This window comes from Caproicibacter sp., from assembly GCF_046707225.1.
Classification (GTDB): Bacteria; Bacillota; Clostridia; order Oscillospirales; family Acutalibacteraceae; genus Caproicibacter.
Genome location: NZ_JBJKOP010000009.1, coordinates 25,334 through 39,989, shown reverse-complemented (window position 1 = coordinate 39,989; position 14,656 = coordinate 25,334). Strand labels below are relative to the sequence as shown.

10 protein-coding genes are annotated in these 14,656 nt (G+C 51.0%); all 10 read left to right on the top strand.

What is annotated here, in order from left to right:
- A partial coding sequence (locus tag ACLQ3M_RS01830; RefSeq protein WP_411676002.1) for a M20/M25/M40 family metallo-hydrolase occupies nt 1–1,322 on the top strand: 1,322 nt, incomplete at its 5' end.
- 181 nt (nt 1,323–1,503) lie between these two features.
- Entirely contained in the window at nt 1,504–2,808 is a 1,305-nt protein-coding gene (locus ACLQ3M_RS01825; RefSeq protein ID WP_411676001.1) for an MATE family efflux transporter, read from the top strand.
- A gap of 274 nt (nt 2,809–3,082) precedes the next feature.
- The gene (locus tag ACLQ3M_RS01820) at nt 3,083–4,705 is read left to right on the top strand and encodes a hypothetical protein (protein WP_411676000.1); all 1,623 of its coding nucleotides are present in this window, start codon (nt 3,083–3,085) and stop codon (nt 4,703–4,705) included.
- A 14-nt stretch (nt 4,706–4,719) separates the two neighbouring features.
- Nucleotides 4,720–6,960, top strand: a complete 2,241-nt coding sequence (locus ACLQ3M_RS01815; protein ID WP_411675999.1) for a glycosyltransferase family 2 protein — start codon at nt 4,720–4,722, stop codon at nt 6,958–6,960.
- A 69-nt stretch (nt 6,961–7,029) separates the two neighbouring features.
- Nucleotides 7,030–9,492: a cellulose biosynthesis cyclic di-GMP-binding regulatory protein BcsB gene (locus ACLQ3M_RS01810; RefSeq protein WP_411675998.1), complete on the top strand. Its 2,463-nt coding sequence runs from the start codon at nt 7,030–7,032 to the stop codon at nt 9,490–9,492.
- Nucleotides 9,493–9,533: 41 nt separating this feature from the next.
- Complete coding sequence (locus tag ACLQ3M_RS01805; RefSeq protein WP_411675997.1) at nt 9,534–10,868, top strand: sugar phosphate nucleotidyltransferase; 1,335 nt, start codon at nt 9,534–9,536, stop codon at nt 10,866–10,868.
- Nucleotides 10,865–11,797, top strand: coding sequence for an NAD(P)-dependent oxidoreductase (locus ACLQ3M_RS01800; RefSeq protein ID WP_411675996.1), 933 nt, complete (start codon nt 10,865–10,867; stop codon nt 11,795–11,797). Before ACLQ3M_RS01805 ends, ACLQ3M_RS01800 begins: the two co-directional genes overlap by 4 nt.
- Complete coding sequence (locus ACLQ3M_RS01795; RefSeq protein ID WP_411675995.1) at nt 11,794–12,582, top strand: sugar phosphate isomerase/epimerase family protein; 789 nt, start codon at nt 11,794–11,796, stop codon at nt 12,580–12,582. Before ACLQ3M_RS01800 ends, ACLQ3M_RS01795 begins: the two co-directional genes overlap by 4 nt.
- A gap of 17 nt (nt 12,583–12,599) precedes the next feature.
- Nucleotides 12,600–13,736 (top strand): FAD-dependent oxidoreductase, encoded by a 1,137-nt coding sequence (locus ACLQ3M_RS01790; protein WP_411675994.1) that lies wholly within the window; start codon nt 12,600–12,602, stop codon nt 13,734–13,736.
- A complete protein-coding gene (locus ACLQ3M_RS01785; RefSeq protein WP_411675993.1) occupies nt 13,717–14,655 on the top strand; it encodes a glycosyltransferase in 939 nt (312 codons plus the stop codon). Before ACLQ3M_RS01790 ends, ACLQ3M_RS01785 begins: the two co-directional genes overlap by 20 nt.
- Nucleotide 14,656 lies beyond the last annotated feature (1 nt).

Sequence of the window (14,656 nt, the reverse complement as noted above, 5' to 3'; positions counted from 1 at the left end):
TGTTCACAAATTCCACTGCGTCTCTGCGCAGTTTTTCCCGTTCCAGCATCTTTCATCACCTGCCTCCATTTTACCATTTTACAACGAAAAAGCCCAGCTTTCGCTGGACCTTTTTCGACAGGCTGGGCCCGTGGGCAAGATTGCCCGCGGGCTTTGGAATAAGGGAAAAGTCAGGAGAGATGAGTTTGAAACTGAATCGGGAAATTCTGGACGAAGTGTCGCGGAACCGGGAAGAGGCGCTGGAACTTCTGAAAACCATCGCAAAAATTCCCGCCCCGTCTAATTATGAGGAAAAGCGCGCGGAGTTTTGCAAAAGCTGGCTGGAACAGCAGGGCGCAAAGGGAGTTTTTATCGATGATGCCCTCAATGTAATTTATCCCATCGGTTGTAAGGAAAACAATTCGTTAGTTGCTTTTATGGCCCATACCGACGTCGTTTTTCCGGATACGGATGAACTGCCGGTTGTGGTGGAGGATGGTAAAATCAAGGCGCCTGGCATCGGGGACGACACGGCGAACCTGACGGCTCTGCTGATGGCGGCGAAATATGTTGCGCAGCACGGCCTTTCGCCGAAAGAGCATGGGGTTTTGCTGGTGATGAATTCCGGGGAGGAGGGCCTTGGCAACCTGAAGGGCTCGCGCAAAATCATGGAAACCTACGGAAGCAGAATTAAGGAGTTTTATTCCTTTGACGGTTCAAACAGCACCGTTGTCAACCGTTCGGTTGGGTCGAGGCGTTACCGTGTGGAGGTCCTGACCGAAGGAGGGCATTCCTATGCGAAATTCGGGAACCGCAATGCCATTGCATACCTCTCTTCCATGATCTCAACGCTGTACACTATGGTTCCTCCGAAGGGAGGAAAAACCACCTACAATGTGGGGACAATCCAGGGCGGAACCTCCGTCAACACGATCGCCCAGCAAGCGGAGATGCTCTATGAATTCCGCTCCGACCGGCAGGAGGGGCTGGAGGCAATGGAACAGCACTTCCGCGCGGTGATCGAGGCCTACCGTGCGAAGGGGATTGCCATCAATGTCGAACGGATCGGCGAACGGCCCTGCATGGGGGATGTCGATGCGGAAAAGCAGAGGGCGCTGTCCGAAAAAGCCGCCCAAGCGGTCAGAACCTATTATCAAAGCGAACCGCTATTCCATTCCGGCTCCACCGACTGCAATATACCGTTATCAATGGGAATTCCGAGCGTGTGCGTCGGCTGTTATGCGGGGGACGGGGCGCATACCCGTTCGGAATGGGTAGAGATTTCCAGTTTGCACAGCGGTCTGAACCTTGCGCTTGACCTGATTCTTGGCACATTTGATTGAGCCGTTGCCAAAAAACTTTCGCATCATGGCCGATTCTGGGTCTTTGCCTGTTTGAAATCGCGGATATCTATGGTATAATTCAAATGTTAAAAACAGGTTAAATCCTAAATAGAAGAGCGAAGGGAACGGTATTACGCAAAGCGATTACATAGAGAGGGAACCCTTTTCGAAGAAGGAACTCGTGCGGCTGATCTGGCCGCTGGTCATTGAACAGTTTCTGGCGGTTACCATCGGCATGGCCGACACCGTCATGGTTGCGACCGCAGGGGAGGCCGCGGTTTCGGGAATTTCACTTGTCGACGCGATCAACACGCTGCTGATTCAGATTTTCGCGGCTCTGGCAACCGGGGGGGCCGTGGTGGCGTCGCAGTATCTTGGAAGTCAGAAACGGGAGGATGCCTGCCGTTCCGCAAAACAGCTTTTATATACCATCACGGTTCTGGCAATCGGCATCACGGTGGTTTCCGTCATCTTCTGCCAGCAGATTTTACAGTTTGTGTTCGGCGGAATTGATGCGGATGTCATGTCAAACGCGAAGGTATACTATTACCTTACCGCGTTATCCTATCCCTTTCTGGCGATTTATAACGCCGGGGCGGCGCTGTACCGGTCAATGGGCAACAGCCGCATCTCCATGATGGTTTCCATCTTAATGAACCTGATCAATATTGTTGGGAACGCCATCCTGATTTACGGATTCAACTGGAGCGTCGCGGGGGCCGGCACGGCGACCCTGCTTTCCAGAATTGCCGCGGCGGTGTTCATGCTTGTCCTGATTCGCGGCAGGGATAATTTGATTTTTATTGAAAAAATCTTTCAATTTGAATTTCATCCGGATATGATTCGCCGGATTCTTGGAATCGGGGTCCCGAACGGGCTGGAAAACGGGATGTTTCAAGTCGGCAAGCTGTTTGTTCAGAATCTGATCACTTCATTCGGAACCTCCGCGATCGCTGCCAACGCGATCGCGAACAGCGTTTCGAGTTTTTCCAACATTCCGGGCGCGGCAATCGGCCTTGGGCTGATCACGGTGGTTGGGCAGTGCGTCGGAGCGAAGGATTACGACCACGCTGTTTCGTACACCAAGCGGCTGATGAAGGCCGCGTACCTGTCCATGGGCGTTTTGAATGTACTCCTGTTCTTCTTCGCGGGTCCGATTGTCGGGGTGTTCAATCTAAGCGCCGAGGCAACGGGCAGCGCGGCCCAGATCCTTGTCTATTTTGCGGTTTTCAACGCGGTGATCTGGCCGGTTTCCTTTACGCTTCCGAACGCGCTGCGCGCGGCGGGAGACGCCAGATTCACAATGGCGACCTCGATGGTTTCCATGTGGGTATTCCGGATCGGCTTCAGCTATGTGCTCAGCCTGTATCTGGGCCTCGGGCTTTTAGGAACGTGGCTGGCTATGTTTATCGACTGGATCGTCCGCTCAATCGTCTTTCTCATTCGCTTTGCAAACGGGAAATGGAAGCGGCTCAAGGTAATATAAAAAACGGGAAATTTGCGAGGCTCCGCGCCAAATATGTGGCGCGGAGCCTTTTTGTATTTTAAGATGGTTTGTCAACTGGGGAGGGAGAAACACGGGGAATCCTTTATCATAAGAAGTTTAATGGAAGATGACGAAAAAATCCGTGACAAAGTTTGATTCTTTTGCTATAATGCAAATGCTGGAAAATAAGTGCTTGTTTATATGGAAGTATTTGTAATTATAGTGTAAAATAAAAAAAGATAACAATTTTTACCAACGCCGTGGGAGATTTAAAATGTTGATAACGGATAATAAAAAAAGAAAAATCCTTTCCGAACGGCTGTGGATCGCGGCGGTCACTGTAATGATTTTTCTTACGGAGGCCGCTTACGGGGCATACCGCGGGATCTATGAGCAGATTTTGCCCGGCGATGCCATGAGCCGGGTGGCGAACGCTTACTATGTTCTGTTTGTAACCCCCCCGCGCCTGAGTTCTATGGGGCTGATTTGGAATCCGTTGCCCAGTCTCTTGGAAATTCCGCTGGTTGCCCTTTCAACCGTCTGGAAGCCGATGGCTTCCCGCGCGGTGGCGGGGGACATTATATCCGCGGCATTTGCGGCCCTTACCGCCATGATTCTCCTTCAGACATTTCAAAAATTCCGCATTTCATTTGGATATTCCCTGCTCATCACACTTTGTTACGCGCTGCACCCCTACATTTTCTATTATGGGTCAAACGGAATGAGCGAGGGCATGTTCATTTTTTTTCTGGTTTACTGTATCTGTAATCTGACCTTATGGCTTACCTACGGGACCGGCAGTTACATTATTAAAATGGCGTTTGGTCTGGTAGGCGGCTTTCTGGTCCGATATGAAGCGATTCCGTTTGCGGTCGGAATCGGAATCTGCATCATTCTGAATATTCTGTACAACCCCCGCGAAAAACCGTACTGGTTCGTCGGAAACGCCAAAAGAGAGCGTTTTCATTATATTGAAGGAACGCTGGTAACTCTTTATACTCCCGCGGTTTATGCCGGCATGGTCTGGATTCTGTTATGCCTTGCCATCACAGGAAACCCTCTCTACTTTTTAAATTCCGGCTATTCTAACGCGGGGCAGAGTGCTTTTGCTTCGGGGGTTACGACATTTTCGGCCCTGACGCAGTATGTGCTGTTCAGAGCCATGCCGTTTCTCGTCTTTTTTCTGGCGATTGTTTTTGTCCGCGTGTTTCGGGGAACTCTTTTTCGCTACGATTTTTTGTGCCTTTTTTTCCTTGTCATGTCGCTTTTTTCTTTTCATATTTTAATGTACTGGAAAGGAACTTCTTACGGATGGCTTCGTTATTTCTGCTACAGCCTTCCGACCTGCGTCGCCTGGGTTCCCTATGAGATGTCGACTTTCCAAAATGAAATCGTGCCTGAACCATATGGACTGCCCGCGCGGCGGGGACGGCAGGCCGAACAGGTTAAGAAAAAGGGCAGACTGCTTTTCAAAATACTGCTCCCTTGTTCCCTTGTTCTGTCCGTTCTGCTGCTGAATAACGTGCTGAAAGACAGCAGTATCGTCGATCAGGAAATAGGGACGCACGTTTATCAGGAAAATCTGGAGATTGCGGATTACATCAATGATAAGCTGCCGGACAAAAGACTCCTGACGGATGTATTCACTACATATAATGTTGCCCTTAATGTGAACAATTTTCAGAATCTGGTGGTGAGCAGCAGTCCGGATTTTGAAAAATGTGTGGCGGACCCGGTAGGCAACGGCATTGATTATTTATTGGTGCCGGACCCGAAGGGAGTCAGCAATTACGATGCGATTAACGTTGCCTATCCGAAGCTGTATGTCCAAGGCGCGGACTGGTGCAGAGAAGTATACGATTTCGGGGATTATAAACTGTTTCAAGTAACCGGTTAAAGGCGGTGTTAAAGATGAACAAACCGGAAATCAGATTGGGCGACAGACTGGTACAGGCCGGATATATTACGGATGAGCAGTTGGATACCGCCGTTGAGCTCCAAAAGCGGGACGGCGGCCTGTTGGGCGACTGCCTGATCCGGTACGGATACCTCACCGCTTACCAGCTTTCCGATTTTATCTATCAGAATCAGTTTTCCAGGTTGGGCGAAATGCTGATTCAGGACCGGAAAATCACAAGGGATCAACTGGAAAGGGCACTGGACTATCAGAAGCAGAGCGGCGGCCGAATCGGGAGCATCTGCGTCCATCTCGGCTTTTTGTCTCAGAATTCTCTGGAACAGACGCTCCAGAAGCATAGCCGCGATAAGGGAAGACTGGGCGATATACTCCTTCGCGACGGAATTCTGACGCAGGAGCAGCTTAATAACGCGCTCAACATGCAACAGAGGAGCGGTGGCCGGCTGGGTGATATTTTGCTGTTCCTGCGGTATGTGGATCAGGAAACCCTTTGCCGGGAGCTTGCAAACCAGTTTGAACTGGGACGCCTCGGGGACGAGATCGACTTGGCAAAAGTGCGCAGGCTGCCGTATCGGCTGGCGGACAGGCACAAAGCGATCGTTGTATCCGAATGGAAGGACGCTTTTTTGCTGGCTGTGCCGAACCGCTTAGATGATGCGGCGGTCGGCGAAATCGCCTCCTTCCTTGGAAAACCGGTCGAGCAGGTTTTGGCCACGCCGGAGGAAATGAGCGATTTATGGGATCGGTGTTATAAGAAGATTGAGCGGCACAAAAGCGTTTTCGACCTGTACGACAACCAGCCGCAGAATTCCGCGATTGTTACCTTCAGCACTCCGCAGCTGATTACGCTGATCGTGCTGGGGATTGCAATATTGGTCGGGATTCTTGTGGACTGGTTCGCGACTCTTTTTGTGGTTAACATGGTGATACAGATCGTTTATGCGCTTATGACGGTTCTGAAACTCTATTTGGTTCTGCGGGGAGAGGACGAAAACAGCCAGCTGCGATTTACCCGGGAAGAGTTGGAACAGATTGACGAAAAAGACCTTCCTGTGTATACGGTTCTGATCCCGGTTTATCATGAAACCGAGGTGATCAGAACGCTGCTGCGGCACATCGCCTCAATGGACTACCCCAGTTATAAGCTGGACGTGCGCGTTTTGCTGGAAGAGGACGACCTGCAGACGATTGAGGCGGTAAGGGCGATTCAGAAATCGGGAGACATTCCGTTTGAGTTTTCTCTGATCATCGTTCCAAAATCACAGCCGCAGACAAAGCCGAAAGCCTGCAATTACGGGCTTTTGCAGGCGCGGGGAGAATATGTGGTGATTTATGACGCGGAGGACCGGCCCGAACCGGATCAGCTGAAAAAAGCATATCTTTCTTTTCAGATGCTGCCGGAGGAATTTGTTTGCATTCAGGCAAAGCTGAATTATTACAACAGCAATCAGAACTTTCTGACGAAGCTTTTTACACAGGAATACAGCATGTGGTTCGAAAATCTTCTGGTCGGAGTAATGCAGATGGACATCCCGGTTCCGCTGGGGGGCACCTCCAATCACTTTAAAATGAGCTTTTTGCGGGAGGTCGGCGGCTGGGACCCCTTTAACGTGACGGAGGATGCCGATCTGGGCGTAAGGCTGTTCAAGTTCCGGTATAAAACCGCGGTGCTGGACTCCAGAACCTGGGAAGAGGCCAATTCGAACGTGAAAAACTGGACGCGGCAGCGTTCGCGCTGGATCAAGGGCTACATGCAGACCTGGTTTGTGCACATGAGGCATCCGGCGCAGCTGTTCCGCGAGCTGGGGCTGCGCGGCTTTATCGGCTATCAGGCGATGGTCTTCGGCACCCCCGTGCTTCCACTGATCAATCCGTTTCTCTGGCTGATGATGATTCTCTGGTTTGCAACTAAGGCCTGGTGGATCCAGTATTTGTTCCCGGGGTTCCTTTATTATATCTCCATGATCCAGTTGATTTTCGGTAATTTTATGTTTACCTACATCAATATGGTCGGCATGTACTCCGTCATTCGGGACTGTAATTTAAAAAAGCAGCAGTCCTTTTCTTATTCCTTAATCAAATATGCCTTGCTGACTCCGGCTTATTGGGCCTTAATGAGCGTGGCCGCCTATAAAGCGCTGTTCCAACTGCTTCGAAAGCCGTTTTACTGGGAAAAGACGATTCATGGTCTGGATGAACCGGCAGCGGAAAACGAAGGGGAAAACACAGGTTGATCTCTGTAGTAATGAGGCAAAGGCGGAGCTTATTTGTTCGAAAGTCAAAAATGTCTGGAGGAATGAAAAATGCACAAGGTCAAAAAACCATATCCTGCTCAACTGCTTGTCATTTTATCCCTGCTGGTGTCTTTATTGTATACGGAACTGCCGGTGACCTGCTTTGCGGCCGGGGCGGGACAAACAACTTCCTCCGCGGCGTTCAATGAAACACAAAGGCAGCAGAAGGAAGAGGGCGACCGCCTTACCGCCGAGGCCGACGCGGCAAAACAGAAGGCGGATGAACTTGTCCTGGAGGGGAAACTGAACCGCCTGAACAGCGATTCTGCGGATATTCAGCTGTTTTCTCAGACGGTCCACCTGAGCATGCCGCGGAATACCGCTTCCTACACATTCCGGATACCGAACGGGACCGTGCTGCAGGATGGATGCTATCTGAACCTTGATATGCATATTTCCAGCACCCTGCTTGAAAACCGTTCCAGCATCACGATTGCGGTCAACGGAACAAACCTTGATACGAAGTGGATCCTCAGTGTCGTCAAAAATCAGGCGTCGTGGTGGAAAATCCCCGTTCCTGTTTCCCTTTTAAAAACAGACGGCAACTACAATACCTTGACGATTACCACCGCGCAGCGGTCTATTGAAGGCGACTGCGCGGATATCGATAACCCTTCCAACTGGGTGCGGTTTGACCCGGATTCTTTTTTACACCTTGCAATCGCTCAGTATGCCGAACCGAATCTTGGAAATCTTTATTCTTATTATTTTGATAACCTGGATGACGGATTCAGCTTAAAAAACGAATTCATCCTGCCATCGAATCCGAAAACAACCGACATTACATATATGCTGAAAGCGGCGTCCGCCATCGGAAGCAGCAGCCGATGGAAAAATCTTCTTGATTTTAAAGTTTCAAAATCCGAACCCGCCGACCCGAACATCAAAAATAAAATTTATCTGGGAATTTTGCAGAACTGGTCTGGGAACGCGAATCTGACCCTGCCGGGAACCCTTGCGGAAAACGAAGGTTTTCTGTCGGTTAAGGGCGAAAACGCCCTGATTACCGGGAGGGACGAAGCGGGGCTTAAAAAGGCAGTGGACTTTTTTTCGGCTCCCGCGTACCTGAATCAGATCGGGGGAAAAAGCCTGACGGTCAAATCCGCCGTTTCGGACATCTCCGCCGGGATAAAGCCGAACAACTCAGGTTATTATACATTTCAGGATTTTGGCTATGACGACGTCAATCTGGCCGGGGCGTTTCATCAGACCACAACCATGAATTTCACGCAGCCGAGCGACGTCAGCAGCGGTGCCGCTTCATACGTCAATATAAAATTCCGGCATTCCAAAGCGTTAATGCCCGACAGCTCTCTCCTCTCCGTTTATATCAACGACACGGCCTGCGGCAGCGTGAAACTGAATTCCTCCAACGCAGACTCGGGCAACATCAAGGTCAGAATTCCCGCTGAAGCGCTGAAACAGGAAACAGTCAGCGTAAAAATCGACGTATACAACTATCTTGGAAAAATCGATTGCTCCAAGGACTGGTATGATACCGCGTGGACCGTGATCAACAAGGATTCCGAACTTTATTTTGAGCCCGGAAGCGCCGGCGTGACCCCGACGCTTTTGAATTTTCCGTCGTTCCCCACGTTTTCCGCGGACAATACCGCAGACGTGATGGTCTCCACGCCGGACGACTCCAGCCCGGATAACCTCACCGTGATGAGCCTTTTGTCCGTCAGGGTCGGCCAGAAAACCGGGCAGGCGTTTGACTATTCTCTCTGTTCCTCCGCGGCGAAGATTACGGAGGAGGACAAAAAGAAGAACATGATTTTTATTGGTTCCAACGATAAAGTCAGCCTGCCGGAGGAGGTTTCCGCCGCGCTGGGCGTCGTGCCGGCGCAGGACGGAACGTTCCGTATTGCGAAGGGGCTGACGCTGACCGCTGAGACGCTTCAGAATAAAATCGTGTTTCAGGTCATCCGGTCTCCATGGAACTTTTATAAAAAAATCTATGTGATTACCTATGACAAGGGAATGGAAAAGAATCTGCAGGATTTTCTGAGCGACAGCTCACGAATTAACAAATTGTCTGATGGGCTCAGCGTCGTTGACGCGCGGAATCATGTCACGGGGTATACGATAGGAGCAGACGCCGGGGAATCCCAGAAAAAGGTGCCTCTGTCCTGGGAACGGATCAAATATCTGATCGAAAAGTACACGGGCATACCGGTGTGGGCGGCGGGGTTGATTCTCGTTCTGATCCTCCTTTGCCTGTATCTGCTGATTCAGGCAAAACGGAACAAAAAACGGTTCGAGCAGAATGCCGAAAAAATCAGACTCAGCATGGAAGGAAATCCCCGTGCCTCTGAAGAACCGGATGAATCCGGTCACGGCGCGTCAAACGGCGGACCCGATCAGGACAGCCGCGAAGAGGGCACTCCCTCGCAGCTGCCCTCTGATGCCGACAGTCCGGAACGCACAAAGAAAAATGCACCCGCTCATTTCAAAGACGATCACCGCTGACTCCGTTTACTGAAATTTTACTGGAGGAGGATGAAAGACAAGTGTACACTGTTCTTCTTTCCGGCGGTTCCGGAAAACGCCTTTGGCCGCTTTCCGGACCGATGCGTTCAAAACAGTACCTGAAAATCTTGACGGATGAAGAGACCGGATTGCCCTGCTCCATGGCGCAGCGCGTGTGGAAGCAGCTCCGCAGGGCGGAGCTGGACGGCTGCTGCGTCATCTGCACCGACGAAACGCAGGCCGAGCTTCTTTCCAGCCAGTTGGGCAAGGTACGGATTGCCCTGGAGCCGGAGGGCCGCGATACGTTTGCGGCGGTGGCCCTTTCGTGCGCGTATTTAAAAAGCAGACTGCATGCAAAAGACGACGACATCGTCTGCGTTATGCCGGTGGACCCGTATACCGAGCAGTCCTTTTTTGATACAGTGCGCCGTTTGCCCGCGGCGCTTTCCGAAAGCGGAGCCGAAATCGCTCTGATGGGCGTCAAGCCGACCGGTCCGTCCGTAAAATACGGTTATATTCTTCCAAAGGGCAAGACTGGAGATTTCCTGCCGATCGATTCGTTTCATGAAAAACCGGATGAAAAAGAGGCAAAAAGACTGCTTGGGCAGGGAGCCTTGTGGAACTGCGGTGTGTTCTGCCTCAGGGTGGGCGGCGTTCTGGAAAAGTTGTCCGAGCTGAGTCTGCCGCGGGAGTATGACGCCCTGTGCGCCCGCTACGGGAAGCTGCCCGCCGTCAGTTTTGATTACGCGGTGCTGGAAAAATCAAGTTCATTGGTCGTAGTTCCTTTTGACGGCATATGGAAGGATCTTGGAACCTGGGGCGCGGTTTCGGAGATTATGGATCGTACAAGCTGGGGAAACTGTATGATGGACCCGGAGTGTATCGGGTCCAATATCCTGAACGAAACCAGTATTCCGGTTGTCGCCATGGGAATCAAGGACCTGATGGTTGTCGCAAGCAGCGACGGGATTTTGGTGACGGATAAAAACAGAAGTCCGCACCTGAAAGAATTTGTCACCCGCCTGGAGCCGAGGCCCGTTTTTGAGGAAAGAAGCTGGGGAACGGCATCCGTCCTTGATTTTTCAAGAGATAGCCGGGATTATACCATGATCCGAAAAGTACGGGTTCGGGCGGGGGGCGCGTTCGGCCCGGTCTGCAGGCAGAATCAGGACAAGCTGTGGACCGTCCTTTCCGGCAGCGGGCGGGCCGCAATCGGAGACCGGGAGCGTGCGCTGAAGACCGGCGACTGCGTTCAGGTGCCGCGGGGTACCACGCATTCCGTCAGCGCGGCGGAGGAATTGGTGATTCTTGAAGTTCAGAGAGGATCCGAAATGCCGAATGAAGATCGCAGGGGAAAGGGGGGAACGCCGAAATGAACAGTCTGGTGGGCAATACGGGTTTTGTCGGCTCCAACCTGCTTGCGGAGTCACGTGGCTTTTTCGGCGGGCTTTATCACTCCAGCAATATTGGGGAGGCATACGGAACAAAACCGGACCTGCTGGTTTACGCGGGCGTACGTGCGGAAAAGTTTCTTGCGGACCGGTTCCCGGACCGCGACCTCGCCGATGTTGAAGAAGCGTTTTCCAACATTGAACGGATTGACCCGAAACGGTTGGTCCTGATTTCCACAATCGACGTTTTTCCGGAACCTAGGGGAGTGGATGAAAAAAGCGCGGTGAACCTGTCCGGGCTGTCCCCTTACGGATTAAACCGATTCCATCTGGAGCAGCTGGTCAGGGAAAGCGGAAGGGATTGCCTGATTGTACGCTTACCCGGCTTGTACGGTGTTAATTTGAAGAAGAACTTTATTTTTGACCTGATTCATGTGATCCCGTCTTTGCTGACGGACCGTAAATTCGCGGAGCTGTCCGCCCGCGAACCCCGGCTGCGTGATTTTTATCAGGATCAGGGGAACGGCTTTTACCGGTGCGGAGCAATAAACGAGGAGGATCGGAAAATGTTGAAAGCCATGTTTGAGCGGCTGGAATTCAGTGCGGTCAATTTTACGGACAGCCGGGCAATTTTTCAGTTTTATCCGCTTTCCTGTTTGTGGGGGCATCTCATGCGCGCGCTTGAGGAGCGGCTGCCGCTGATTCATCTTGCAACGGAACCCGTGCGCATTTCCGATCTGTACCGGTTTGTGACAGGCAGGGAGTTTCATAACGAGCTTGCAAAGGCAGTTCCGGACTATGGGTTCAAAACAATTTACGCAAACCGATGGGGCGGTAAAAACGGCTATCTTTTTGACCGCGAGTACGTCATGCGCGATATTAAAAATTTTGTTGAAAGGTATCGGCCGCAATGAAATTGTCTGTTTCCAACATCGCCTGGAAGGCGGAGCAGGATGAAGAAGTTTATTCGGAAATGAACCGGCTTGGATTTACCGGATTGGAAATTGCTCCAACACGGATTCTGGCAATGCCTGTTTATGAGAAAGCCGGCGAAGCGGCGCTGTTTGCTCAAAATTTGCAAACACGCCGGGGGCTCCGGATTGTTTCCATGCAGTCCATCTGGTTCGGCAGAACGGAGAATCTGTTCGGGCCGCCGCAGGAACGGGAAACCCTGATGGATTATACGCGCGGCGCAATCGATTTTGCTTCGGCATGCGGCTGCATGAATCTGGTATTCGGCTGCCCCCGCAACCGTGTGATGCAAAGCACCGGTCAATACCCGCTCGCAGTGGCTTTTTTTCAAGAGACGGCAGACTTTGCCCTGAAAAACGGTACGGTGATCTCGCTGGAAGCAAATCCCGCCGTTTACGGAACTAATTTTATCAATTCGACCCTTGAGGCGGCGGAGCTGGTGGAACGCGTGAACTCGCCGGGATTCCGTCTTAATTTGGATTTCGGAACAATGCTGGAAAATCACGAAGAACCGGAAGCGGTTGCGGATGTTCTGCCGCTGGTCCATCATGTTCACATCAGCGAGAGTGGGCTGGGGCCGGTTCAGTCGCGCCCGGAACACGCGGAACTGATGCGCCTGCTTCGGCGGAGCGGATATGCCGGTTATGTTTCACTGGAAATGAAAAATCCCGGAAATCTGCAGACCGTGTTTCAATCGATGAATCTGCTGCAAAATGTTTTCGGGTAAATAGGAGGGAGCGGAGCATGGTTTATGACCGCATTATTATCGGAGGGGGAATCTACGGACTTTACGCGGCCCTGCAATGCGGAAGCAGGGGCGAACGGGTGGTTGTGCTGGAATATGAGGATGCGGCATTTCAAAGAGCCACTTTCATCAATCAGGCGCGGGTGCATATGGGGTATCATTATCCGCGTTCGTTTTCCACAGCCGCCAAATCGGCAGCCTATTTTGAGCGGTTCTGCCGCGACTATTCGTTTTGTCTGTTGAAAACCTTTGACCAAATTTATGCGATATCTGCCTCGTTTTCGTGGACAAGCGCCGAGCAGTTTCAAAAATTCTGTCACAGTGCCGGTATTCGATGTGAGCGGGTGGAAGCGGAAAAATTTTTTAAACCCAACCTTTGCGAGGGAGCCTTTCTGACCAAAGAGTATACGTTCGATGCCGCAATGCTCAGAGATTATTTTCTTCATGAAATCGGACAAACAGACCGTGTGAGCGTAATTTATCACGCCCGGATTCAGGACCTCAGAAAGGAAAACGACTGTTATCGGATGACGCTTGCCGATGGAAGCGAACTGGAAAGCGCGTTTGTCCTGAATACGACTTATGCTTCGGTCAATCAGATTCTGGCAAAGCTGAACTATGAGCCGTTTAAGGCGAAATATGAATTGTGCGAGGTCATTTTGTGCAGAGCGGATGAAAAACTGAAAAATGTGGGAATAACGGTTATGGACGGCCCGTTCTTTTCCATTATGCCGTTTGGAAGAACCGGGTATCATTCTCTGACGTCGGTTACGTTTACCCCCCATATGACAAATTATGATTCCGTGCCGACGTTTCCCTGTCAGCAGGCCAGCCGCGGCACATGTTCCCCACAGCAGCTTGGGAACTGCAATACCTGCCCGGCCAGTCCGCCAAGCGCCTGGAGCTATATGTCAGGCCTTGCACATAAATATCTGCGCGACGAATACGGCTTTCAGTACCGGAAAAGCCTTTACTCCATGAAGCCGGTGTTAATGGATTCCGAAATTGACGATTCACGCCCCACTGTGATCCGAACTTTTTCCGTCAATCCCACTTTTATCAGCGTTCTTTCCGGTAAAGTCAATACAATATACGATTTGGACGAGGTGTTGTTTCATGGCGGTGAAGGAGAATAATTTTGTATCTGTGGTCATCTATATCTATAATGACGCGGACATCATACAGGGCGAGCTTGGAGGAATCCATGAACTGCTGAGCGAAAAGTTCGTGAAATATGAATTGATCTGCGTGAACGACGATTCGACGGATGATAGCCTGAAACAGATCAGAGATTTCGCGGCAAAAGTAAATGATTGCCCGGTCAGTTTGATCAATATGGGATATTACCACGGAGTGGAGGCCGCGATGAAAGCGGGAGTCGACCTTTCCATCGGGGATTTTGTCTTTGAATTCGACAGGATCCCAGTGGACTTTGACCTGTCCTTGATGACAAACGTTTTTGAAAAAGCTCTGTCCGGCTACGATATTGTCAATGCGCGGCCCCGCAACATGCGGGGAAGAAAATCGAGGCTTTTCTATCGGGTTTTCAACTTATTCTCCATCAGCGGACAAAAACTGGGAACCGAATATTTTCGGCTTTTATCAAGAAGAACGATTAACCGCGTTGACGCCATAGGTCAGACTGTATTTTACCGGAAGGCCGTTTATTCTTCCTGCGGTTTGAAAATGGCAAATATTTTCTATGAAAATCGAATGCTTCCATCTCGCAAATCTAATTCCAAACAGCGGAAAAGCAGGCGAAACATGGCAATGGATTCCCTGGTCCTTTTTACGGATCTCGCCTACAAAATTTCTTTGGTTTTCTGTATCTTGATGGCCCTGTTCATGCTGGGAACCGGGGCATATACGGTCGTCGTTTATTTCGGGCAGAAGCGTCCCGTCGAGGGGTGGGCGCCCCTGATGGGTATGATTTCCGCCGGGTTTTTCGGCGTATTCGGCATTCAGACTATTATTATCAAATATCTGGAGTTGATCCTTTCCCTTGTGTTTAAAAAGCAGAAATACCTGATTTCATCGATTGAGAAACTGAAATGAG

What these genes read in the sequence shown, in the direction of transcription:
- ACLQ3M_RS01820 (WP_411676000.1), top strand. Translation starts at nt 3,083, where the DNA reads ATGTTGATAACGGATAATAAAAAAAGAAAAATCCTTTCCGAACGGCTG.
- ACLQ3M_RS01815 (WP_411675999.1), top strand. Translation starts at nt 4,720, where the DNA reads ATGAACAAACCGGAAATCAGATTGGGCGACAGACTGGTACAGGCCGGA.
- ACLQ3M_RS01810 (WP_411675998.1), top strand. Translation starts at nt 7,030, where the DNA reads ATGCACAAGGTCAAAAAACCATATCCTGCTCAACTGCTTGTCATTTTA.
- ACLQ3M_RS01800 (WP_411675996.1), top strand. Translation starts at nt 10,865, where the DNA reads ATGAACAGTCTGGTGGGCAATACGGGTTTTGTCGGCTCCAACCTGCTT.
- ACLQ3M_RS01795 (WP_411675995.1), top strand. Translation starts at nt 11,794, where the DNA reads ATGAAATTGTCTGTTTCCAACATCGCCTGGAAGGCGGAGCAGGATGAA.
- ACLQ3M_RS01790 (WP_411675994.1), top strand. Translation starts at nt 12,600, where the DNA reads ATGGTTTATGACCGCATTATTATCGGAGGGGGAATCTACGGACTTTAC.
- ACLQ3M_RS01785 (WP_411675993.1), top strand. Translation starts at nt 13,717, where the DNA reads ATGGCGGTGAAGGAGAATAATTTTGTATCTGTGGTCATCTATATCTAT.